Genomic DNA, 22931 nt, shown 5'->3' on the forward strand with positions numbered 1-22931 from the left:
GTTAACTTTCTTTAACTTCTGCATACTTTAATAGTTTTGGAAAGAATAGTAAAAGTAAAATTGTTCCTAAAAACATACCACCGACTACCACGACAGCTAAAGGTTTTTGTACCTGACTACCTACACCTTGAGATAAAGATGCAGGAAGAAGACCTACAGATGCAGTTAGACCTGTTATCAGTATAGACCTAAATTTTTCTTTTACTGTCATTTTAATAGCTTCTTCTTCTTTTATACCCGACCTTACAAAGTTAGAGTAAGTAGATAACATTATATTTGCATTTAATACAGCAATTCCTAAGATAGATATAAATCCTACAGAAGCTGAAACGCTGATAGGTTCTTTCCATATAAGTAAGAATAATAACCCACCAAAAACAGCGTAAAGAGGAGACATTAGAATAATAAACGTGTTTTTAATAGAGCTGTTTATGATGAATAAAACAATCACGATTATAAATAAAGTAAAACCGATAGATACTTTTAACCTTTCAAAGGCTTTTTCCATCTGTTCAAACTGACCAGACCAAGATATAAAGTATCCTTCTGGAAGTTTTATGTCTTTTACTGCTTCTTGAGCTTTTGCAACTGTTCCAGCTAAATCTTTTGATTCTACAGAGAATTTTATAGGTATGTACCTTCTGTAATTTTCTCGGTATATAAACGAAGCTCCCGTATCGTAGTAAATGTTTGCAACTTTAGAAATAGGTATAAGAGAGCCGTTTTGTAATATTATAGGGATGTTTTTTATATCTTCTATGCTATCTCTGTATTTGTCTGGAAACTTTATAACTAAATCAAAAAATTTATCTTCTTCCATAACTTGAGTTATAAATCTTCCGTTTAAAGAAGATTGGATTACGTCTAATACATCTTCTACGGTAAGGTTATATAAAGATGCCTTTTCTCTATCAACTTGAATGATTAAGTTAGGTTGTCCAAGCTCTTCAAATATACCCACATCTACTATTCCGGGAACTTTCTTTATTCTATCTGCTACTTCGTGGGCTTTTTCTGTAAGTATTTTCAAATCAGAACCGAATATTTTAACAGAGTTTTCTCCTTTTACCCCTGACATAGCCTCGTCTAAGTTATCTTGAATGTACTGAGATAGGTTTATATCAAAGTTTGGAAACTTCTGCCTAATTTTTTCTCTTATCTCTTTCTCTAACTCTTCTTTCGTTATGTTTCTTGTCCATTTATCATAATCCTTTAGCTTCACAAAATACTCACTGTTAAAAGGTCCAGAAGGGTCTGTCCCGTCCTCAGGTCTTCCTACTTGGAACTCTACCTGCTGTACTTCTGGAAAAGATAGAAGTATATCCCTTACTTCTTTTGCATTCTCATAAGATTTTTTCAGTGATATCGTGTAAGGGAATATTATTCTTGCGTAAATGTTTCCTTCGTCCATTTTGGGTAAAAACTGAGCACCTAAGGATTTAAATAAAATTACTGAAAGTATGAAAACAGCTACCGTAGATATAATGGCTACTTTTACGTTTATTTTTTCCATCAAAGATAGATAAAAATTCTCTAAGTAAGTGAAAAATTTAAACTTTCTTTCGTGGCTGTTTTTAAGAAAAAGATAACTTCCTGCAAGTAGGTATGTAAAAGTTAAAACAAGGGCAAAAAGTAAAGCGTATATGTAAGTTTTTGCCATAGGCATAAATATTTGAGATTCTGAACCTTTCATAGTAAATAGTGGAATAAACGCTAAAAGTATGATAATCATAGAAAATAAAATAGGTTTAAAGATTTGATTTATGTTTTCGTATAAAGCTTGGATGTGATTTTTCCCTTCTTCTTTCAATCTAAAGTAGTTTTCAATAAATATAAGTGGTATATCTACGATAATACCAAAGTCTATAGCACCTATAGAAAGTAAGTTTGCTGACTCTTTATTTATTGCCATTACAGATAGGGTATAAAGTAGCGAAATTGGAATTATAGACGCTACAATAATGGCAGACCTTACTTCTCCTAAAAATATTAGTATAACAACTAAAACCAGTATAATACCTGTTATTGCTGTTTCTGTTATCTTATGGATAACTTTGTCTATTAACTCTTGCTTATCGTAAAATGGTATAACTTTCACATCTTTCGGTAGTATTACCTTATTTAGATAATCTATCTTTTCGTGAAGTGCTTTTAAAGCTGGAATACTTTTTTCATTTTTTCTTAGAACGACAACGCCCATTACTATATCGTCGTCTCTGTTTAAACCTACGTAGGCAGTCCTTGGAAGGTGTGATATTTGAGAATCAGCAATATTTTTAACAAGTATAGGAATATTGTTTTTATAACCTACCACTGTATTTTCAATGTCTGATATGTTTTTTATTAAACCTATTCCACGGATGTTGTAAAACTGGTCTCCAAATTCTAAAACTCTTCCTCCAACATTAATATTGCTTTTTGAAAGCTGGTCTATAACCTGAGATAAAGGTATTTTGTACTCTATCAACTTTTCTGGATGAACTATTACAGAGTAAGCTTTTATATAACCTCCATAGCTGGAAACAGTCGCAACTCCTGGCACTGTTTGAAGATTCCTTGCAACAATCCAATCTTGTATAGTCCTTAAATCCACTAAACTTCTGTTTCCTTTTACTTTGTATCTCATAACTTCGCCAATTGGACTTGGGTTGATAGATGGTGAAACGTTTGGTGGAAGATTTACCTGAGAAAGCCTGTTTAAAACTTCCTGCCTTGCCTCTTTATAGCTTACGTCAAAAGAAAATCTACACTTTATATCAGAAAGCCCATAAAGAGATATACTGTAGATATTTTCAAATCCTGGCATACCTGCCAAAGCAACTTCTAAGGGTATTGTTACTTGCTTTTCAACCTCTTCTGCTGACCTTCCTTCATAAACTGTAACTATCTCTACAATAGGAGGAGAAGGGTCTGGAAAAACTTCTATATTCAGCTGTCTTACTATAAAAATAGCAGACACTATTAAGATAAAATTTATTAAAAGAATAGCTACAGCATTTTCTATAACAAATCTAAAGACTTTGTGCATTACTCACCCTCAACGTTGATAGCATTAAGAATAACTCTGTCATCTTTGTTTAGTCCATCTACTATTGCAAATTTCTCGTTTTCAGCATCTCCAATTAGCTGAACTTCTTTTTTAACAACCTGTCCATCTTTAAGTAAATAGACATAGAAATGATTATCCTTAAATATGATTGCGTTTTTAGGTATGGATAGATAGTTGTTTAACTCTTTTTGAACTTTTATACTAACAAACATATTTGCTTTTAAATTGTCTGTTTTTGACGGTTTTATGTAAACTTTTACAGTTTTTGTGTCTGGGTCTAAAACGTCTGATATGTAGTAAACCTCACCTGATATTTTTGATTTGTCATCAAATATAATATCTACAGTATCCCCTTTAGAGAAAAATTTTATATCTTTTTCATATACATTTGCTACAACTATAAACTGATTTTTGTTTGCTATTTTTATCAATGGTTGAGATGAATCAGGTTGAACCCTCGAACCCACTGTAGTGTCTATCTCGTAAACAACACCGTCTATCGGAGAGTTTACGTAAAAATCTGTAAAGTTTTTAACGTTTAACAGTTTTTCTTTCTCTTCTAATCCTTTTAATGTATACTCAAGTTGTTTTACAGTTGTTTCTGATGCTATAAGTTCATTTTTTGAGATTGCACCAATTTCGTATAAGCTCTTGTTAAGCTGGTATATTCTTTTTGCTTCTTCAAGTTGAGCTTTAACTGTTAGGTAATTACTTTTTATATCAGAAACGTCTAAAGCTTTTATTTTTATAAGCTTTTGACCTTTATTTACGTTATCTCCTACTTTAACGTAGATACTATCTACTTGCCCACTGATAGGGGGATTAATGTTAACTACTCCTTCAGGCGTAAAAGATACCGTAGCTGGAAAAACTCTAATAACTTTTGAATTTTCAGTGGAAGGTAAAGTAGTTTGATAACTTACTTTTGGAGTTTGACTTTCTTTTGTTTTTTCTTTGTCTTCACCACAAGAAAGGGTTAATGTAAAAGCTGTTAATGTCAAAGCTATAATTTTTCTCATCAGTAATCTCCGATAGCAAGTTTTAATTGATATAATGTCGTGTAGTAATCAATCTTTGCCTGTGTGTAATTTTTTTGAAACTCTCTGTAAAGTTTATAAGTATCAAGTAAAGTTAAAACGTTTATACCTCTAAGACTAAATGCTTTTTCTGTGTTTTCTTTAAGTTTTTTTAACTCTTCATACCTTGCCTGATACTCTTTAAGTACAGACTCTTTTGACTTTAGTGAGTAGTACAGCTGCGTTATTTCTGTTTTAACATGATTTACACTTTTTTTATACTGTAGTTTTGCCTGTATTAAATTTATCTTTGATTTTAGTATCTCACCTTGATTTCTATCAAAGATTGGAATAGGAACGCTAAATCCGACTCCAATAAACTTATACTTTTCTCCGTACCCTTCTAACTCAAATCCAACTGTAATGTTTGGAACTGCCAGAGCCTTATTTAAATTTACCTGAATTTCTGAAGCTTCCACGTTTGCTTTACTACTTTTTATATCGTATCTTTTCTCAAGGGCTGTTTTAATCAAATTATCTAAGTTATCTAAGTATATATCTTTTATATCTATTAAAGCTACATCGTCAAAATCTGTTTGAATCAAAAATTTTAAAAACTCTTTATCCTTCTGATAGTTTTCTAAGTTTGAATAGTAATCTTTCTGATAGTCTATTAGACTTAACTTTAACTTTTCATAGTCAAGTTGGGATAAAAATCCTTTTTCATATTGGATTTTAGCTATTTCTATAATCTTTTGGTAGTCCTGCAGGTTGCTTTTTGAGTTTTCAAGCTGTAGTTTATCAGATAGTAGTTGAGTGTAAGAAGAAAGGTAAGTGTTTAAGTAATCTTTTAAAGATGATTTAAAGTTGAGCTGTGTATACTCTAACATTTTTTCTGCAAGTTTTATCCTTAAACCTCTTTTATTTGCAGTCTCTATCTCTTGGTCTACTCTAAAAGAGTTTTGTGTGTTAGACCTGTTTAACAGGTTTTGGATATTGTAGTAGGTAAAATTTGAAGTGAAGGTAGGATTAGGCCTTAGCTTTGCCGTAATAATATCCGCTTTTGCTTTTTCTACTTCATTTTTTTGAATAAGTATATCGTAGTTTTTGTTTATAAAATTGTTTAAACCTTCTTCAAACGTTAGAGTTTGCCCAAAAGAAACAGTACATACAGTTAAAACACCTATTAAATACTTTTTCATAAACTTCTCTAATCTATTGTCCTTTACAAATAATTTACATAAATTAGATTACAGAAAAATTACAAACTTCACTATGCTAAAATTTTAACTATGAAAGTTTTAATTATTGAAGATGAAAAAAAGTTAGGCAAACTTATAAAAAAAGGTCTTGAAGAAGAAAGCTTTATAGTAGATTTAGTCCATACAGGGAAAGAAGCTCTGGATTTTCTTACAACGCAATCTTACGATGCTATCATTCTTGATTTAATGCTTCCTGACATAAGTGGAAAAGATGTATTAATAAAGATAAGAAATAGTAGTATAAAAACACCTGTTATAGTTTTGACTGCAAAAGATGAAGTTAAAGACAAAATAGAGCTGTTAGATGCAGGAGCTGACGATTACATAACAAAGCCTTTTGACTTTGATGAGCTTTTAGCGAGAATAAGAGCGGTTGTAAGAAGAGATAAGGACATAAAATCTTCCGTTATAAGTATAGGAGATTTGGAGATAGACTTATCTAAATCTACAGTAAAAAAATCAGGTAATCTTATAAAACTTTCTTCTAAAGAGTATCTGCTTTTAAGATACTTTATTTTCAACAGAGGAAAAATCTTGACAAAAGATAATTTAATTAATGCTGTTTACGACCTATCATTTGAGCTAAACAGTAATGCCCTTGAAGTTCTAATATCAAGACTCAGAAGTAAAATAGAAGATGAAAACCACAAGTATATAAAATCTATAAGAGGGTTAGGATACATATTTGATGAAGAGTAATAGTTTAAAATTTAGGTTCACAATTCAACTTTTAGCCATTTCAATAATTTTACTATCTTTATTCAGTTTTACTTCATACTTTATGCTTGAAAGTTTAGTATACGACAATATAGACTCAGAGATTGAAAAAAGAAAACACATAATAGGAAAACTATCTCAGCAAAAAGACTTAATGGACGATATAGATGTGTTTAAAGATTATGACATAGAAATCGTAATTTACGATAAAGATGAAAAACTTATTTACAAAACTATTCACGACCTAAACACCACAAAAAAACTTTATGAAATTACGAAAAAGTTAAAAGAAAATACGATAGAAAGTGTAAAAATTGGGAAAAACACTTACAGATTAACACATTTTACAATAGACAACTACCACGTGATAATATTTAAAAACATGGATAGAGCTATTAAAATTTTAGATACCTATAACGATGTTTTAGTACTTCTTTACTCTTTAACGTTAATATTTACCAATGGCTTTATCTACTTTATAGTAGACAAAAATCTAAAAAATATAAACAAGCTTTATAATGATATAAAAGAAATATCAATCTTAGACCTAAAACCAATAGACAGTAATAAATACTCAAAAGAGTTTAAAGAAATCATAGAAATTTTCAACAAACTACTAAACCACATAAAAGAAAGTTATAAGAAAGAAAAAGATTTTGTAATGATTCTGTCCCACGAGATTAAAACACCTATAACAACCATTCTAACAGACATAGATATAACTCTAAGAAAAGACAGAGAAAAAAAGAATTACGTTGAAGCTTTAAAAAACATAAGAGAATTAGCCATTTACATGTTAAACATCTTTAACGTTTTGAAAAACCTATATTTAACAAAAGAGAACTTTCATCCAGATTACAAAACTGTAAATCTAAATCAATTAATAGAAAGAGTTTTAAAAATGTTTGAAAATCAGATAAAGGAAAAAAACTTATCAGTTTTTGTAGATGTTGAAGAGGATTTAACGTTGCATACAGATGAAGTGATGTTTCAAGAGATACTTCAAAATTTAATAAGCAATGCTATAAAGTTTAACAAACCTTCAGGTAAGTTAATTATAAAAGCAAAAAAAGAAGAAAACAAAGTTAAAATTACTATATCTGACACAGGTATAGGAATAAAGGAAGAAGACCTAAAAAATATTTTTGATGAGTTTTATAAATCCTATAACTCAGAAGGTTTAGGTTTAGGACTTTCAATAGTTAAAATTTATTCAGACCTTTTAGACATAAAGGTAAACATTCAAAGTCAAGAAGGAGTAGGAACTTCTATAGAGCTGATACTTTCTTAATTTTGTAATTTTTTTGTAATATTTCAAAACTAAAATAAAGTAGTGATTAAATTTCTAGGAGTAAGATTTTGGTTTTTTTCTGTGATTTTGACGGAACTATTACAGAAGTTGACGTGGTAGACACATTTTTAGAAAAGTTTGCTGATAAAGAGTATTTAGAAATTGAAGAAAGATGGTTAAAAGGAGAAATATCTTCTTTAGAGTGTTTACAAAAACAAATATCTCTTGTTAAGAACGTAGATAAAAATACCATTGATGAATTTTTAAACACGGTTAAGATAGACCCTTTCTTCAAGGATTTTGTAAATTTAATAAAAAAGTATAACGGGAAAGTAGTTATATTAAGCGACGGATTTAGATACTTTATAGAGAGGATATTAAACAATTATGGAATAAAGGTTGATGCTATTTTATCTAATGAACTTGTTATAAATGATAAAACATTGGAAGTTGTTTTTCCTTACCAAAATCCTTTTTGTCAAGCAGGTATGGGAAACTGTAAGTGTAAGCATTCAGAAAATCAAATCTGTAGAAATAAAACTTTTTACATTGGAGACGGTAGGTCTGATTTTTGTGTTGCTTCTAAGTTTGAAACTGTATTTGCAAAGGGAAAGCTTTACCAATATCTTAAATCAATCGGAAAAAATCCTGTAAAAATAGAGAATTTTAAAGATGTAATAAATTACTTAAAATTGGAGGAATTTTTAAATGGAAGAAAAAGAGTTGCTTCAACTTGAATCAGAGTACTGTTCCTTTGGAGATACTGTTCATTACTTAAATCCACCAAAAATCTTTGCAAAGTCGGAAGGAAGTTATATTTACGACCTTGAAGGTAAAAAGTACCTTGACTTACAGATGTGGTACTCTGCCTGTAATTTTGGTTATAAAAACAAAAGAATAAACGATGCAATAAAAGACCAGATGGATACTTTAGGACAGCTTGCTTCTCAATTTTTAACAAAGGAAAAGATACTTTTAGCTTACAAAATAGCAAAGTCTGTAGAAGACAGGTTTAATGTAAAAGGCAGAGTCCACTTTAACGTTGGTGGTTCTCAGGCTATTGAAGATTCGCTTAAATTAGTAAGAAATTACACAAAGAAAAATTTAAACTTTGCCTTTATGGGAGGTTATCACGGTAGAACTATAGGAGCTACAAACATCACCTCAAGTTATAGATACAGAGAAAGATACGGTCATTTTTCTGATAGAGCGTTTTTTGTTCCTTTCCCCTACTGTTTTAGATGTCCATATGGAAAAGATAAAGAAACTTGTGACTTGTACTGTGCAAAAGAGTTTGAAAAACTGTTTGAAAGTGAGTACTACACAGTTTGTAATCCGAAAACAAAAAATTGCGAGTTTGGAGCTTTTTATATAGAACCAATTCAAGGAACAGGAGGCTACATAATACCACCTAAAGATTACTTTAAAAAGATAAAACCTGTCCTTGATGAGTACAAAGTCTTACTTGTAAGTGATGAGATACAGATGGGATTTTACAGAACAGGAAAACTTTGGAGTATTGAGCATTTTGGTGTTGTGCCAGACATAATAGTGTTTGGAAAGTCGTTAACTAACGGAATGAATCCGTTATCAGGTTTATGGGCTAAAGAAGAGTTGATAAATCCTGAGATTTTCCCACCAGGAAGTACTCATTCTACTTTTTCATCAAATCCTATTGGAGTCAGAGCCGGTTTAGAGGTCTTTAAGCTTATTGAAGAGAAAGATTATGAAAAAACAGTAAAAGAAAAAGGAGAAAAATTCTTAAATCTCCTAAAAGATTTAAAGAAAAAGTATCCATTTATAGGGGATGTTGATGGTTTAGGACTTGCTTTAAGGATAGAGATATGTGAAAAAGATGGATACACACCTTCCAAACGGTTAACAGATAAGATAGTAGAAGAAGGATTAAAAGCAGATTTAAACCTAAATGGAAAAACTTATGGTTTAGTGTTAGATGTAGGTGGCTACTATAAAAACGTTTTAACCCTTGCACCATCTCTTGAGATTACAGATGAAGAAATAGACCTTGCAGTAGAATTACTTGATTTGCTGTTTTTAAGGATAAAAAAAGATGAGCTATAAAGATGGATTTATCTTAAAAGGTGAAGGTAAGAAAGCTTTAATTTTACTTCACGGACTTACTGGAAGCCCTTTTGAATTAAGGTGGATAGGAGGAAAATTTAATCAGGAAGGTTATGACGTTTACTGTCCTATCCTTCCTGGACATTGTACTACTGTCAAAGATTTAGAAAAAACCAAGTGGAAAGATTGGTTAGAAGCTCCACGAACACTTTTAAAAACGATAGAAAAAGATTATGATGAAATATATTTAGCAGGTCTTTGTGTGGGTGGAATGTTGGCTTTACTTCTATCTAGGGAAAGTGATAAAGTTAAAGCAGTAGCCAGTTGGTCGCCCCTTGTTTACCTTGATGGGTGGACGATACCAAAAGCAGTAGTTTTTCTTCCCTTAGTATTATCAACGCCTTTAAAACACATTTTTTACTTTAAAGAAAAGTATCCTTATGGAATAAAAAATGACAAAGTAAGAAAAAAAGTTTTAAGTCTTGCAGAAAAGACTTCTTTTGTGTACGATAGATTTACAGGCATTGTTTTGAAAGAACTTTTAGACTTATCTAAGTATTTCGTAAAACAACTTCCTTACATTAAAAAACCTACAATTATTATTCATTCAAAGTATGACGACGTATCCAGTGTAAAAAGTGCCTATACAATTTATGAAAAAATCTCTTCACAAAAGAAAAAGCTTATAATAGTAGAAGACAGCTACCACATGATAACAATAGACAACGATAAAGAAACAGTTTTTGAACAAACACTAAAATTCTTTCAGTGAAGAAAGTTTTAAAATAAAAGTTAATCATGAAGTTAAAAGTTAAATTAAAAATAATCCTTACACTTTCTCTATACAGTCTATCTTTTGCAGATGAAGTTTTTGATTTATTTGAAAAAATTTATAAGTTAGATTCATTAAAAGTAAGTCGTTTTACTAACTTTAATCTAAGTTTATTTATTCAATGGTAAGGACTTATCTTTGTAATATTTGTTAAATTATTAATCATTCCTCTTTTCTTTTTGTTTATAAAGAGAAAACTTTGGAATTAGGGCTTATATACAAGCAAGATCGAATTAATATATCACTAATTTATCCCTTGACAAATGAATAAATATTCATTAATATAATATTAAAATTTTCAAATTTTTAATACAGGAGAAATCATGAAAAAATACTTAATTCTACTTCTGTTTTCAGTTGGAATTGCTTTTTCCCATGATCTATGGTTGGAAAAAAAGGACAACTTCTATACCCTTTTCTACGGACATCTAAATCCATCAGATAACGATCAGAAAAGCATTGAGTATAATCCAAATTCTGTCTTCGAGATAAAATGTTTCTCTCAAGATGGAAAAGAAAAAAGTATAAAAGTTGAAAGATCTTATCCTTTAAAAATCTTTGGGAAATGTGATTCTGTTTTTATAGGATTTTCTTCAGGATACTGGACAAAAACTCCCTATGGACTTAAAAACCTACCTAAAAATCAGGTACATATGCCTTTGGAAAGTTGGAAATCTGTAGAGTACGTTAAAAGGTTAGACACGGATATAAATAAACCATTAACAGCTAATTTAGAAATTACTCCTTTAGATAGTATAAAAAACGTAAAAATCGGTGATAAGATTACGTTTTTAGTTACTCTAAACGCAAAGCCTGTTAAAGATACTGTTGTTGCTTACGATGAAAAACCTATAGGAACAACTGACGATGAAGGTAAGATAAATATCAGAATAAAACGTAGTGGTATTCAAAATATCTCAACATCCTTAAAGTTAAAAGAAGTATCAGAGAAAGCTGACTTTACAATTTACACCTCAACTTTAAACTTTGAGGTTAAATAAAATGCTAAACCTTATTATCTTTTTACTATTTTTTTTAACAGGGTCTACTTTCGCTCACGATTTGCAGCATTCTGTTAAAAAAGTTGGTGATACTGTAGTGGTTTCGTTTTACTTTCCAGATGGGACAAAATTTTCATATGAAAACTTCGAAATTTACAGAGATGGTGAAAAGGTGCCTTTTCAAGTAGGAAGGACTGATACTCTTGGAAGAGTTGTTTTTATTCCGGATAAAGAAGGTAATTGGATAATTAAAGTTTTTTCAGAAGATGGACACGGTTCTAACGTAAAAGTGTTTGTAGAAAAGGCCGGTTATATATCCACAGAAGAAAGTATGTTCAAAAGGTATGAAAAGGTTTTCGTAGGAGTTGGATTGATTTTGGGAGTATTTGGTTTTATATCAATTTTCAAATGTAGGAGGAGTGTAAGATGAATAAAAAGGTTTTAGCAGGAATTATCTCTCTGATTCCAATTTCTGTATTTGCACATCACGGAGTTGCATCTTTGGGAGCTGCTGGGTTAGAAGGTCCGGGAGCTCCTTTGGAGACTTCAAGTAGTGCGACTTTACCAGAAGGAAGCTGGTTATTTTATGGAAAGCTTGATTATGTAAAATGGAAAAAGTATAGCTGGTCTGAATTCCCTGATCAAAAAGATGAGTATTACTTTTGGACTTATGGAATAGGATACGGTGTAAAGCCTTATCTCTCTGCTTACATGTTTATTCCTTACTATACAAAGAAAGAGATAAAGGCGGGAGGGCAGTATAACTTTACTTCTTCTGGTTTTGCTGATATATCCTTTATGGCTGTGTTAGGTTATAAGTATGACAAAGGTTTTAAACTTGTTCCTAAAAAAGAAAGTCTTGATGATATGATGGACTGGCACTTTACGACTTATTTTGGTTTTTCAATTCCTACGGGAGATTACAATGGGTCTGCAGTAGATAAAGTTAGAAACGATTTTGAGGCTGATATGGCTACGGGCTTTGGAAAACCTTATATAAGGATAGGTCAGACCGCTACAAAACAGTTTGTAAGTAACCCAAGATTTACAATTCTTTTTGACACTAACTACATAAAGTTTTTTGAAAAAACTTACAGTTATAAAAATCCAGATGGAAGTAATAAAAAGTACAAATACGGAGATGAGTTTAGATTCAATACTGCTTTAACCTACAGAGTCTTGACTATTCCAGAAAGAAAGTTAAGGTTAGATACTTCCATAGAGGCAACCTATCAGTACAATCAAAGAGATAAAGAAGATGGGATAAAAGCTGAAGGTTCTGGAGGAAAGATACTTTACGGCGTTTTAGGTGGAAGATTGTACTATAAAAATACAAGTCTTGGAATAGGTGTTAAATTGCCTGTATGGAAACGTTTAAATGAAGAAAGTACCCAGCAAGGAGGGGAAGGAAAAGAAAATTATAGATTAATAATAACATTCTCTGCACTTTTTTAAGGAGAGAGTGATGCATATACCGGATGGTTTTATTCCTCCTATAATTTACATTCCAGCTTATGTAGTAGATGTAGGACTTTTGGTTCACGGGTTTAAAAAAATTAAACAAAATCTTAATGAAAATACTCTTCCAATTTTGTCTGTTTTGTCAGCTCTATCCTTTGTTCTTATGTCTATATCCTTTCCTGTGTTTGGGGGAACCTCTGTTCATATTACAGGGGTTGCCATACTGTCAATAACTTTTGGATACTGGTTTAGTTTTTTTTCAACATCTTTGATTTTGTTTTTACAGGCTGTTTTATTCGGTGAAGGTGGGATTACCTCCTTTCCTATAAACAGTTTAGCTATATCTTTTTTGGGAAGTCTTAGTGCATACTTAACTTTTCGTATTCTAAAAAATTTCTTAAAAGAAGAGGTTTCCTGCTTTTTGTCAGGTTGGGTTTCTATAAATTTATCTGCTTTGGTAGTTGCTCTTATTCTTGGGCTTGTACCAGTAATAGCCCACGATAATAGCGGAAACCCTCTTTACTTTCCTTTTTCCTGGGATATCACAATTCCAGCCTTGATGTTGCCTCACTTTTTAGCAGGTATAGTTGAAGGGTTGTACACAGCTTCTGTTTATAAAATTTTAAAATCAAAAGGGTTTGTTGATGTATGAAAAACTACTTTTTTTGGTATACGTTGCAACATTGATTTTTATATCTTCAATTTCTAATAAAGTTTTACTTATATCTGCTATCTTATTCTTGATTGGGATTAGCCTTAAAGATGCTTTAAAAATATCAAAAAAAGTTATTATCTCTGTTGTCTTTTTTACAGGAACTGTATCTGCTTTCTATTTAATTGTAGGAATTTTTGAAAACAACGTTAATATAGATTACCTAATAGTTGTAAATCTTAGGGTATTTGCACTTACGTATCTTACAACTTTTGTATTTTCTAAGTTGAACTTGTTTAAAGTGTTTTCCTTTTCAAAAGATCTATATTATGTTTTAATATTGACTTACAGTCAGATACTGAGTTATAAGAAACTTTATGAAGAAGTTAAAATGTTTATGAAAAGTAGGGTTGTAAAAAAATTGTCATTTAATGATTATTTAAAATTTTACGGGTATTTAACCATGTTTTTCTTTGATAAGTCTTTAAGAAATAGTAGGGAAATATCCCAAGCTATGAAATCAAGGGGATTTTTTAATGATTGAATTAAGAGAAATAACTTATAAAAATGAAGAAAAAGTAGTTTTAAACGACATAACCTTTTCTATTAATGAAAAAGAAAAAGTAGTTTTACTTGGAATAAATGGAGTAGGAAAATCTACCTTATTAAAAATTTTAAATGGACTTATTTTTCCACAGGAAGGTATATATCTCTACAAAGGAGAAAAGTTAGACGAAAAAAAGTTAAAAGATAAATCTTTCAACAAGAAGTTTAGAAAAGAGGTTGTTATGCTTTTTCAAAATCCTGACATTATGCTTTTTAATCCAACGGTTTACGATGAAATTGCTTTTGGTCTTAGGCAGTTTGATTTTGATGATGTAGATGGCAGAGTTAAGTACTGGGCTGACATTTTTGGTATTACCAAGTACCTTGATAAATCTCCTTTTGAGTTGAGCGGTGGTGAGAAACAGAAAGTTTGTCTGGCATCTATATTAGCTATAGAACCGCAAGTTTTACTTCTTGATGAACCTACTTCAAACCTTGATCCTAGGACAACAGGTTGGTTTATTGACTTTTTAAACGATTTGAATCTTACAATGATAATAACAACTCACAATCTAAGTATTGCCGGAGAGTTAGCTGAAAGGACTGTTGTGTTGGGAGAAAATCATAAGATTTTATACGATGGTAAAGTTGAGACCTTCTTAAAAGATGAAAATCTGCTTATTGAGGCAAATCTGATACACATTCATAAACATAGACATAACAGTATTATCCATGCACATTACCATACTCATGACTGGGATTAAGGGGGTTTTTTATGGAAAAGGATCTGGTTAGAATATCTATCTCAATACCGAAGGATCTTGCAGATTTTTTAGATGAGTTGGTTATTAAAAATAATTACTCTTCAAGGTCAGAATTTATTAGAGATATACTACGGGAGTTTGCTGTGGAAGAAAGCTGGAGTCAACCAAAAGAAGAGGTAATAGGTGTTCTTACAATTATCTACGATCATCACAAAAGGGAGTTGTCTCAAAAAATGATAGACATACAACACGATTACTACATAAATATTTTATGTTCTACACACATTCATTTAGATCATCACAACTGTTTAGAAGTGATAATTGTAAAAGGAAAAGCAGATGAGATATTAAACGTGGTAAACAGTATTTCTGGATTAAACGGTGTTAAGTTTGCAAAATTAACAAAAACAGCTAATATTAAACTGTAGTAAGGAGGTTTTTAAAATGTGTAAAGACTGTGGATGCTCTATAACTCCCCATAACCATCAGGACGATCATCACCATCATCACCATCACCATGTTCATACTAATCCTATTACAGAGGATAAAAAGACTGTAGAAGTCTTGACAAAGATACTTGATGCAAACGATAAACAGGCTCAAAGTAATAGAGAACATTTTCAAGAGCACAGAATTTTATCTTTTAACCTTATGAGCTCTCCAGGTGCCGGTAAAACAACTCTACTTGAAAAGACGATAGATCTTTTAAAAGATGAATACAAAATAGGAGTTATAGAAGGAGATTTAGAGACAAATAAAGATGCAGAAAGAATAAAGGCAAAAGGAGTTCCAGCTTATCAAATTACAACTGGTCAAGCTTGCCATTTAGATGCTTTTATGGTTCATGAAGGCATTCATCATTTACCTTTACAGGATTTAGATATAGTGTTTGTTGAAAATGTAGGAAATCTTGTATGTCCTGCATCTTACGATGTAGGAACTCACATTAACATAGTTTTACTATCTGTTCCGGAAGGAGATGATAAACCTGCAAAATATCCTGTAATGTTTAGATCTGCTGATATTGTCTTAATAACAAAAGCTGACTTAATTCCTTACTTTGACTTTAATGTTGATAATGTTAAAAAGGAAATAAGACGTTTGAATCCAAAAGCAGATATCCTGATTATATCTTCAAAAAGTGGAGAAGGAATGGATAAATGGATAAAATATATAAAATTAAAAAAAGAGATGATGGAGTAGATGTTGATTAAAAAACGTGTAAAAGAAAAAAAGAAGGAAGAAATTATAAAAGTTGCTTTAAAGTTGTTTGCGGAAAAAGGTTTTTACAAAACAACTATTCCTGATATAGCTGAAGCTTTGGGAATGAGCGTTGGAAACTTCTACAACTACTTTGAATCTAAAGAAGAGCTTGCAAAGTATATAATGCAATACTCTTCCAATATTTTAGGTGAAGAGATAAGAAAGATTTCTGAAATGGATATATCTACACGAGAAAAAATATTACTTTTAGTAAGAAGGTTTATAGAAATAGCAGAAGAAAAACCAGAGCTTATTGATTACTTTTTAAGAGTTTTTCTCTCAAATAGGGAAGTTTTTAAGGAAGGATGTGAAGGATTTTTATGTGTAAGCGATGTTGTAACTGAGTTAATGTTATTTTTTGAAGATGGAGCAAGAAAGGGAGATTTAAGACAGCAGGACTTTTTCCCTGCGTTTGTTACTGTAACAGGACCCCTTGGTGGTATTGTATTTTTAMAGGGAGAGAATGTGCTACCTAAAAGACCTATAGAGTATGCAGAAGAGATAGGAGAGAACATTTGGCGGGCACTAAAAAAGGATTGAAAAATCTTGTATGGATACAAGGGCTTACTTGTAATGGAAACTCACATTCTTTTTTGTCTATAAACGATACAATGTTAGATGTGTTTTTAAGTAATATCAATATTCTTTATCATCCTATGCTTACCTCAGAAATGGAGTTTAAAGATGTATATAAACTATTACTTTCCGGAAAAGAAAGTTTGAATTTTTTAGTAGTTGAAGGTGCAGTCAACACTAAAAAGGATGAAGTATTTTTCCAAGGGTTTGATGTATTTGAGATTTTAAATAATTTAAAAGATAAGTCAGATTACATTCTGGCAGTTGGAAACTGTGCTTGTTATGGAAATTTTCCTGCTTTATATAACGAAAACGTAAAAGGTTTACAGTATAGATTTAAAGATAAAGGAGGTTTTTTAGGAGAGGATTTTAAAACAAAATCTGGATATCCAATTATAAATATAACAGGTTGTCCAGCTCATCCTGAATGGATAGTAAGGACTATCTTAAGTCTTAATTTTGGATACGATATTAAACTTGACAACCTTAACAGACCTAAAGATTTTTACATGTACTTAGCTCATGATGGATGTATTAGAAATGAGTATTTTGAATGGAAAGTTGAAGCTCATGAGTTTGGGACAAAAGAAGGATGTTTATTTTACGAGTTAGGATGTAGGGGACCTTTAACACACTCTCCATGTAATAAAATACTTTGGAATGAAAAATCTTCAAAAACAAGAAGTGGTATGCCGTGTATCGGTTGCACAGAGTTTGATTTTCCCCTACGTTCAAAATACTTTGAAACAAAGACCAACATAGGTATTCCTGAAGAAGTTCCACTGGGTGTAACAAAAAGAGCCTATATAATGTTATCAGGTGTTGCAAAAACATTCACAAATCAACGGTTAAATAAAAAGTTAGAAGATACTGATTAATATGAGAGTTCAAAAAATTGTTTTAAATAGAGTTGAAGGTGATGTTAACCTTAAACTTTGCTGGGATCAAAATGGAAAAATATCTGATGCTTACGTTGTTGCTTACAACTATAGAGGTTTTGAACGTATTTTACAAGGGAAAGATCTGTTAGATGCTTTGGTTATAAATCCAAGAATCTGTGGTATCTGTGGCCATGCTCATCTTATGGCAACTGTAAACGCTATAGAAAACCTTTACAAAAATAGTTCAATAGATATAGAGATTACTGAAAAAGCAAAGCTTATAAAACAAATAACCCTCTGTAGTGAAATTGTTCAAAATCATCTGAAATGGTTTTATCTTTTCGTTATACCTGATTTTTTAAACTTTTTTCCTTCTTTGGAAACCGAAAAATTCAAACCATTTGTAGGAGAAAAATGGAAAAAAGCTTTAAAGTTTTCTTCTGAAATAGTAAAAGTTATCGCTATTTTCGGAGGACAATGGCCACATACATCTTATGCTATTCCAGGGGGGATAACGAGTGAACCCTTGAAAACAGATATAGTAGATGCTTTATCTATAGTAGACAGACTAATTAAATATGTAGAAGAAGAAATTTTTGGAATGAGTTATGAAGATTATTTAAATGTTAAAGACTTAGAAGAGTTTTTATCAAAATCAAAAGGTGGAGATTTAACTACGTTTATAGATTTTTGTGTAAAAACAGGTCTTGATAAAGAAGGACAGTCTTACGAACATTTTATAACAGTATCAACTGTTTATCCGTGTATAAATGAAGGTGTTATTAAAAAGAAAAAATGTAAACTTAATCTAAAAAAGATAAAAGAGGTTAAAGATTTCAATATCCTCTACAATAAAGAAACAGGATACACCTATGCAAACGGTGTCAGGTACGATGGATTACCTATGCAAACTGGACCTTTAGCAAGAAGGCTAACGTCGGAAACGGAATTGTTTCTAAACCTTTATCGTCTTTATAAAGACAGCTATTTAGTTAGAGTATGGGCAAGGGTTGATGAAATTTTAAGAATACTAATAAACATGAAAGATTGGCTTTTAAAGATAAACGTAAATGAGAAATCTTACATTAAACCAAAAGATTATAAAAAGCTTTATGGTGAAGCTTTTGGTTACGTGGAAGCATCAAGAGGTTCTTTGATACATAAAGTAAAAGTAGAAAAGGGAGTTATAAAAAGTTACAACATAATTACACCAACGATGTGGAACTTAGGCTCAAGATGTAATAAATTTAAATCTCCAGCTGAAAAAGCAGTTTTAGGTTTAGAAGATCCCTTAAAAGCACAGATGGTTTTAAGAAGTTTTGACGTTTGCTCTGTATGTTTAACTCATTGAGTTGACAATTTTAAAAAATTTCATTAATATAGTTAATGAATAATCATTCATTAGAGGTATAAAAATGTGTTTATCAATTCCATCAAGAGTGGAGGAGATTTTCCCAGACGAAACAGCTATAGTAGATACAATGGGAGTAAAAAGAAAAGTATCTCTCCACCTTCTCCCTGAACCTGTTGATGTTGGCGATTATGTTCTTATCCATGTTGGATATGCTATAACTAAGATGAATGAAGAAGATGCTTTAGAGAGTTTAAAGATATACGAAGAGATTGTAAAACATCTGGAAGAAGAATCAGGTGAATGATGGGAAAAGTAGATTTTTTAAAGGATTTTAGGGATAAAGAAAAGATTCTTGCAATTTCGAAACTGATAAAGAAAGAAATAGATAGACCTATTAATGTAATGGAAGTTTGTGGCGGTCATACACACACTATTATGAAGTATGGTTTAAAACAGCTTCTTCCCCAAGAGATAGATTTTATACATGGTCCAGGATGTCCTGTCTGTATAATGCCTAAGGAAAGAATAGACCATGGGATAGTTTTATGTCAAGATGAAAAAAATATACTTGTTACACTTGGAGATATGATAAGAGTTCCTGGTTCAGAGAGTTCTCTCGCAAAAGAGAGGTCAAAGGGTAAGAACGTAAAAATGGTATACTCTCCACTTGATGTTTTAAAAATAGCTCAGGAGAACCCGAATAAAAAAGTGATATACTTTGCAATAGGATTTGAAACAACTACTCCTATGACTGCATCTGTAATAGAGAAAGTTTTAGAGAGTAAGATGAAAAATGTGTTTTTCCATATAAACCATGTTTTAGTGCCACCTCCTATAAAAGCAATCATGGAAAGTAAGGAAGCGAAAATAGATGCATTTATAGGACCTTCTCACGTTTCGGTTATTACTGGAGCCAAAATATACAAAGATATAGTTGATTCTTACAAAACACCTGTGGTTGTAGCCGGATTTGAACCGGTTGACGTTATGGAGAGTATTTTGAGAATAGTTAGACAGTTTAAGGAAGGCAGAAGAGAAGTTGAGATACAGTACACCAGAGCTGTTACCTGGGAGGGAAACGTAAAAGCTCAAAATTTAATAAAAAAGTATTTTGAAGTCAGAGATGAGTTTCGATGGAGGGGTATAGGAGATATTCCATTCTCAGCTTTAAAGATAAAAGAAGAGTTTTCTTTCTTAGATGCAGAAGTTGTATTTAAAGATATTCTTCCAAATAAACCTATAGACGATCATAAATTGTGTATATGTGGAGACATTCTTAAAGGTATTGCAAAGCCTTATGATTGCAAGGTTTTTGGGAAAGCTTGTAAACCGGAAAACCCTTTAGGTTCGTGTATGGTATCGTCAGAAGGTGCATGTGCTGCTTACTATAAATATGGAAATCTGGAGGTTTACAAACAATGAAACAGATTATGTTGGCACATGGTGGAGGTGGAGAAGAAACTCAAAAACTGATAAAGGAGCTGTTTTTTAAGTACTTTAACAACGAAATTCTTTTAAGTATGGAAGATTCTGCTGTGTTAAATATAAATTCAAAAGTTGCATTTACAACTGACTCTTTTACTATCTCTCCAATATTCTTTAGTGGTGGAGATATTGGAAAGTTGGCAATAGCAGGAACTGTAAACGACCTTTCTGTGATGGGAGCAAAACCTTTGTATTTAAGCTGTAGTTTTATTATAGAGGAAGGTTTTCCTTTTGAGGATTTAGAAAAGATAGTTAAATCTATGGCAGAAGAGTTAAAAAAAACAGGTACTTTGATAGTGACAGGGGACACAAAAGTAGTTCCAAGAGGTTTTGTTGATAAGATTTTTATAAATACATCTGGATTAGGAAAAGTAGTTTACGAAGGAGTATCTGCTCATAACTTGTCAGAAGGAGATAGTATAATCGTATCTGGAACTGTTGGAGATCATGGGGTTTGTATTATGGCTCAAAGGGAAGGTATAGATATGCAAACAGACCTGATTTCAGATTGTGATTCTGTTTGGACTTTGGTAGAAGATCTAATAAAGGGGAATGTAAAAATAAAGGCTATGAGAGATCCAACCAGAGGTGGACTGTCTGCTGTTTTAAATGAATGGGCTGAAAGCTCAAATGTGGAAATAGAAGTTTTAGAAGAAAAAATACCTGTTAAACCACAAGTTCAAGGACTATGTGAGTTGTTGGGCTTAGAGCCGTATGTTTTAGCAAACGAGGGAAGGATAGTAGTGGCAGTATCAAAAGAAGATACGGAGAAAGCTTTGGAGATCCTAAGAAAAAATCCACTTGGAAAAGATGCACAACTTATAGGAAAAGTAAACTCAAAAGGGAAAAAAAGGGTTATACTAAAAACCTCTTACGGTTCTTTAAGGATTATGGAACCACCAGCTGGGGAAATCTTACCAAGGATATGTTAAGATGCACGAGTTTTCAATAGTACAAAGTTTGTTGAACCTTATAGAAGAAAATGCGAGAAAAAATAGTGCAAAATCGGTTTCAAAAGTAGTTGTAAAAATAGGAAAAATGTCGGGAGTAGAGCCTCATCTTTTAGAAATAGCTTTTAACATTTTCAAAGAAAAAACTATAGCAGAAAACGCAGATTTTATCATGGAAATTCAAAGTGTAGTTTGTAGATGTAATAACTGTAATAAAGATTTTACAGTTGAAGATTACAACTTTATCTGTCCGTTTTGCCAAAGTTTTAATATAGAGGTTATAGACGGGACAGATATGATTTTGAAAAGTTTAGAGTTGGAAGTTTGAGGTTAGTAAACATTTACGTTGACAAAAAAATTTTTTGCTTTATATTATTATATGAATGAATAATTATTCAGGAATGGAAAAATGAAAAATTTAAAGAGAGAAAGATCTCCACCAAAAACAAGATGTAAAGATTTCTACTTAATAAAAAATCTTAATCTGGGGGTTTAGCTATGGAGTTTTTTAGAAGAGATTTTTTAAGAGAGATGTTTACAAAACCAACAAACCTTATAAATACAAACAGAGGAAAAGAGTATTACGATCAACTTTACAAAAAAGCAGAGGAAAGGTTAAACTGGCTTAAATCACAAAAACCTGTAAGAGAGGACGATATAAAGTTTGATGAATACCTCTCAATGTGGGATATATCAAGGAGAGACTTTTTTAAATGGGTTTCCATGATGACGGCAACTTTAATGCTTCCACCGTCCTTCGAACCATTGGTTGCTCAAGCTGCAGAAGTTATGAATAGGGTTCCTGTTATCTGGATAAACATTCAAGACTGTGATGGAAATACAGAAGCCCTTATAAGATCTTCTGCTCCTACAGTTGACGAACTAATATTAGATTACCTTTCTATAGAGTATCAAGAAACACTTATGGCTGCGGCAGGTGATCAAGCAGAAAAGTGTCTTGAAGATGCTGTAAAGACATTTAAGGGTCAGTATTTACTTTTTGTGGAAGGGTCAATTCCAGTAAAAATGGAGTATGCATTTACAACTGGAAGACATCCTGAAACAGGTGTTCAAAGAGTGAGAAGATTAGCTAAAGATGCTAAAGCTGTTATAGCCGTTGGTGCGTGTGCCTCTTTTGGAGGAGTTCCAGCTGCCTATCCTAACCCTACTGGAGCAGTGGGAGTGATGGATGTTGTTAGTGGTGTTCCTGTTGTAAATATACCAGCTTGTCCGGCAAATCCGGTAAACATTGTTGGAGTTATTATGCATTACGTTCTTACAGGTTCATTACCTGAACTTGATTCACTAAAGAGACCTAAATTCGCTTTTGGATACAGAATTCACGATAATTGTGAAAGAAGAGCCCACTTTGATGCTGGGGAGTTTGTTGAAGAATGGGGGGATGAAGGTGCAAAGAATAATTTCTGTTTATATAAGATGGGATGTAAAGGACCTTTTACTTTTAATAACTGTTCTATAGTTAGATATAACGATGGAACTAACTGGCCTATTGGGGTTGGTAGAGGTTGTATAGGTTGTTCAGAACCAGACTTTTGGGATAAATACGCTACAGAAAGACCTGTTGCTGCAAGTGATATAAGACCTCCTGCCATTGGTGGAGTTGAATCTACAGTAGATAAGGTAGGATTAACAATTTTAACGGCTACAGCCATTGGAATAGGTGCACATGCTGTTATGAGTGCCTTAGCAGGAAAAAAAGAAACAATAACTTCAAACAAGGAGGAGTAA

The 22931-nt window shown here is 31.8% G+C and carries 25 protein-coding genes; 22 read left to right on the forward strand and 3 right to left on the reverse strand.

The features are described 5' to 3' along the window. Window position 1: 1 nt before the first annotated feature. Genes SULAZ_RS03555 through SULAZ_RS03565 form a run of 3 tightly spaced genes read right to left on the reverse strand, consistent with a single transcriptional unit; the run spans window position 2 to window position 5267 of the window. Window positions 2-3028 carry an efflux RND transporter permease subunit gene (locus SULAZ_RS03555; RefSeq protein ID WP_012673845.1) on the reverse strand — a complete coding sequence of 1009 codons (3027 nt, stop codon included), beginning with the start codon at window positions 3026-3028 and terminating at the stop codon, window positions 2-4. Then, the gene (locus tag SULAZ_RS03560; RefSeq protein ID WP_012674720.1) at window positions 3028-4068 is read right to left on the reverse strand and encodes an efflux RND transporter periplasmic adaptor subunit; all 1041 of its coding nucleotides are present in this window, start codon (window positions 4066-4068) and stop codon (window positions 3028-3030) included. The genes SULAZ_RS03555 and SULAZ_RS03560 overlap by 1 nt, the downstream gene beginning before the upstream one ends. Next, window positions 4068-5267 (reverse strand): TolC family protein, encoded by a 1200-nt coding sequence (locus SULAZ_RS03565; protein ID WP_012673731.1) that lies wholly within the window; start codon window positions 5265-5267, stop codon window positions 4068-4070. The genes SULAZ_RS03560 and SULAZ_RS03565 overlap by 1 nt, the downstream gene beginning before the upstream one ends. A gap of 90 nt (window positions 5268-5357) precedes the next feature. On the opposite strand from SULAZ_RS03565, the gene SULAZ_RS03570 reads away from it, so the two are divergent. The 22 genes from SULAZ_RS03570 to SULAZ_RS03670 all read left to right on the forward strand — a co-directional run bounded on the left by SULAZ_RS03570 (window position 5358) and on the right by SULAZ_RS03670 (window position 22931). After that, a complete protein-coding gene (locus SULAZ_RS03570) occupies window positions 5358-6026 on the forward strand; it encodes a response regulator transcription factor (RefSeq protein WP_012674468.1) in 669 nt (222 codons plus the stop codon). Continuing rightward, window positions 6016-7335 (forward strand): sensor histidine kinase, encoded by a 1320-nt coding sequence (locus SULAZ_RS03575; RefSeq protein WP_041675803.1) that lies wholly within the window; start codon window positions 6016-6018, stop codon window positions 7333-7335. Before SULAZ_RS03570 ends, SULAZ_RS03575 begins: the two co-directional genes overlap by 11 nt. Window positions 7336-7403: 68 nt before the next feature. Further along, a complete protein-coding gene (locus tag SULAZ_RS03580; RefSeq protein WP_012674261.1) occupies window positions 7404-8072 on the forward strand; it encodes an MtnX-like HAD-IB family phosphatase in 669 nt (222 codons plus the stop codon). Next, window positions 8044-9417 (forward strand): aspartate aminotransferase family protein, encoded by a 1374-nt coding sequence (locus SULAZ_RS03585; RefSeq protein WP_012675020.1) that lies wholly within the window; start codon window positions 8044-8046, stop codon window positions 9415-9417. The genes SULAZ_RS03580 and SULAZ_RS03585 overlap by 29 nt, the downstream gene beginning before the upstream one ends. After that, entirely contained in the window at window positions 9407-10189 is a 783-nt protein-coding gene (locus SULAZ_RS03590; protein WP_012674048.1) for an alpha/beta hydrolase, read from the forward strand. The genes SULAZ_RS03585 and SULAZ_RS03590 overlap by 11 nt, the downstream gene beginning before the upstream one ends. 26 nt (window positions 10190-10215) lie before the next feature. Beyond that, the gene (locus tag SULAZ_RS09020) at window positions 10216-10377 is read left to right on the forward strand and encodes a hypothetical protein (protein WP_012674348.1); all 162 of its coding nucleotides are present in this window, start codon (window positions 10216-10218) and stop codon (window positions 10375-10377) included. A gap of 195 nt (window positions 10378-10572) precedes the next feature. Then, entirely contained in the window at window positions 10573-11250 is a 678-nt protein-coding gene (locus tag SULAZ_RS03595) for a DUF4198 domain-containing protein (RefSeq protein WP_012673857.1), read from the forward strand. 1 nt (window position 11251) lies between these two features. After that, window positions 11252-11680: a hypothetical protein gene (locus tag SULAZ_RS03600; protein ID WP_012674608.1), complete on the forward strand. Its 429-nt coding sequence runs from the start codon at window positions 11252-11254 to the stop codon at window positions 11678-11680. After that, entirely contained in the window at window positions 11677-12705 is a 1029-nt protein-coding gene (locus SULAZ_RS03605; RefSeq protein ID WP_012674501.1) for a transporter, read from the forward strand. The genes SULAZ_RS03600 and SULAZ_RS03605 overlap by 4 nt, the downstream gene beginning before the upstream one ends. Before the next feature lie 10 nt (window positions 12706-12715). Next, on the forward strand, window positions 12716-13363 hold the full coding sequence (locus SULAZ_RS03610) for an energy-coupling factor ABC transporter permease (RefSeq protein WP_012673593.1): 648 nt from the start codon (window positions 12716-12718) through the stop codon (window positions 13361-13363). Beyond that, entirely contained in the window at window positions 13356-13907 is a 552-nt protein-coding gene (locus SULAZ_RS03615) for an energy-coupling factor transporter transmembrane component T family protein (protein ID WP_012674488.1), read from the forward strand. Before SULAZ_RS03610 ends, SULAZ_RS03615 begins: the two co-directional genes overlap by 8 nt. Further along, window positions 13900-14673 carry an energy-coupling factor ABC transporter ATP-binding protein gene (locus SULAZ_RS03620; protein ID WP_012673848.1) on the forward strand — a complete coding sequence of 258 codons (774 nt, stop codon included), beginning with the start codon at window positions 13900-13902 and terminating at the stop codon, window positions 14671-14673. Before SULAZ_RS03615 ends, SULAZ_RS03620 begins: the two co-directional genes overlap by 8 nt. 11 nt (window positions 14674-14684) lie before the next feature. Then, window positions 14685-15101 (forward strand): nickel-responsive transcriptional regulator NikR, encoded by a 417-nt coding sequence (gene nikR, locus SULAZ_RS03625; protein WP_012674512.1) that lies wholly within the window; start codon window positions 14685-14687, stop codon window positions 15099-15101. 16 nt (window positions 15102-15117) lie between these two features. Next, a complete protein-coding gene (gene hypB / locus SULAZ_RS03630; protein WP_012673607.1) occupies window positions 15118-15876 on the forward strand; it encodes a hydrogenase nickel incorporation protein HypB in 759 nt (252 codons plus the stop codon). Beyond that, complete coding sequence (locus SULAZ_RS03635; protein WP_041675807.1) at window positions 15877-16476, forward strand: TetR/AcrR family transcriptional regulator; 600 nt, start codon at window positions 15877-15879, stop codon at window positions 16474-16476. It abuts the gene before it with no gap. Further along, window positions 16473-17390: an NADH-quinone oxidoreductase subunit B family protein gene (locus SULAZ_RS03640; RefSeq protein WP_041675809.1), complete on the forward strand. Its 918-nt coding sequence runs from the start codon at window positions 16473-16475 to the stop codon at window positions 17388-17390. The genes SULAZ_RS03635 and SULAZ_RS03640 overlap by 4 nt, the downstream gene beginning before the upstream one ends. A 1-nt stretch (window position 17391) precedes the next feature. Beyond that, window positions 17392-18744, forward strand: coding sequence for a nickel-dependent hydrogenase large subunit (locus tag SULAZ_RS03645; protein ID WP_012673603.1), 1353 nt, complete (start codon window positions 17392-17394; stop codon window positions 18742-18744). 64 nt (window positions 18745-18808) lie between these two features. Further along, window positions 18809-19051: a HypC/HybG/HupF family hydrogenase formation chaperone gene (locus SULAZ_RS03650; protein ID WP_012673885.1), complete on the forward strand. Its 243-nt coding sequence runs from the start codon at window positions 18809-18811 to the stop codon at window positions 19049-19051. Next, window positions 19051-20169: a hydrogenase formation protein HypD gene (gene hypD, locus SULAZ_RS03655; protein ID WP_012673783.1), complete on the forward strand. Its 1119-nt coding sequence runs from the start codon at window positions 19051-19053 to the stop codon at window positions 20167-20169. Before SULAZ_RS03650 ends, hypD begins: the two co-directional genes overlap by 1 nt. Then, window positions 20166-21164 (forward strand): hydrogenase expression/formation protein HypE, encoded by a 999-nt coding sequence (gene hypE, locus SULAZ_RS03660; protein ID WP_012674025.1) that lies wholly within the window; start codon window positions 20166-20168, stop codon window positions 21162-21164. The genes hypD and hypE overlap by 4 nt, the downstream gene beginning before the upstream one ends. A gap of 1 nt (window position 21165) precedes the next feature. Beyond that, window positions 21166-21510, forward strand: a complete 345-nt coding sequence (gene hypA, locus SULAZ_RS03665) for a hydrogenase maturation nickel metallochaperone HypA (protein ID WP_012673736.1) — start codon at window positions 21166-21168, stop codon at window positions 21508-21510. Window positions 21511-21680: 170 nt separating this feature from the next. Continuing rightward, on the forward strand, window positions 21681-22931 hold the full coding sequence (locus SULAZ_RS03670; protein ID WP_012673624.1) for a hydrogenase small subunit: 1251 nt from the start codon (window positions 21681-21683) through the stop codon (window positions 22929-22931).

The sequence above is a fragment of the Sulfurihydrogenibium azorense Az-Fu1 genome (assembly GCF_000021545.1).
GTDB lineage: Bacteria > Aquificota > Aquificia > Aquificales > Hydrogenothermaceae > Sulfurihydrogenibium > Sulfurihydrogenibium azorense.